1 protein-coding gene is annotated in these 979 nt (G+C 56.1%); it reads right to left on the bottom strand.

Annotated features, from left to right (window positions below; translation table 11 throughout):
* A partial coding sequence (tuf, locus tag LG200_RS13985) for an elongation factor Tu (RefSeq protein WP_226758267.1) occupies window positions 1-979 on the bottom strand: 979 nt, incomplete at both ends.

The raw sequence follows: 979 nt of genomic DNA, 5'->3' as shown, positions 1-979 counted from the left end.
TGGAGACGTTGTCACCTGGCATGACCATTTCGGTACCAGCCGGCAGTTCTACAGCACCAGTGACATCGGTAGTGCGGAAGTAGAATTGTGGACGGTAGCCATTGAAGAATGGGGTATGACGACCACCTTCATCCTTGCCCAGTACGTAGATTTCTGCAGTGAACTTGGTGTGTGGCTTGATGGAGCCAACCTTGGACAGGACTTGACCACGTTCTACTTCTTCACGCTTGGTACCGCGCAGCAGTACGCCCACGTTGTCACCAGCCTGGCCTTGGTCCAGCAGCTTGCGGAACATTTCAACGCCGGTACAGGTGGTCTTGAGGGTTGGCTTCAGGCCAACGATTTCGATTTCATCACCCACCTTGACGATGCCACGCTCGATACGGCCGGTGACTACGGTGCCACGGCCTGAGATGGAGAATACGTCTTCTACTGGCATGAGGAATGCGCCGTCAACAGCACGTTCTGGAGTTGGGATGTAGCTGTCCAGGGCTTCTGCCAAACGGAAGATGGCGGGTTCGCCAATGTCGGATTGGTCACCTTCAAGCGCAAGCTTGGCGGAGCCTTTGACGATTGGGGTGTCGTCGCCTGGGAATTCGTACTTGGACAGAAGCTCACGCACTTCCATTTCCACGAGTTCGAGCAGTTCTGCGTCATCCACCATGTCTGCCTTGTTCAGGAAGACGACGATGTAAGGTACGCCCACTTGGCGTGCCAGCAGGATGTGTTCGCGGGTTTGCGGCATCGGGCCGTCAGCGGCGGAACAGACAAGGATAGCGCCGTCCATCTGGGCAGCACCGGTAATCATGTTCTTGACGTAGTCGGCGTGGCCTGGGCAGTCAACGTGGGCGTAGTGACGGGTTTCTGTCTCGTATTCCACGTGGGAGGTGTTGATGGTGATGCCACGGGCCTTTTCTTCCGGCGCGTTGTCGATCTGGGAGTAGTCCTTGGCTTCGCCACCAAATTTCTTGGTCAATAC

Source organism: Methylobacillus caricis (genome assembly GCF_020532705.1).
Lineage (GTDB): Bacteria > Pseudomonadota > Gammaproteobacteria > Burkholderiales > Methylophilaceae > Methylobacillus > Methylobacillus caricis.
This window is presented reverse-complemented; position numbering and strand designations above follow the sequence as displayed.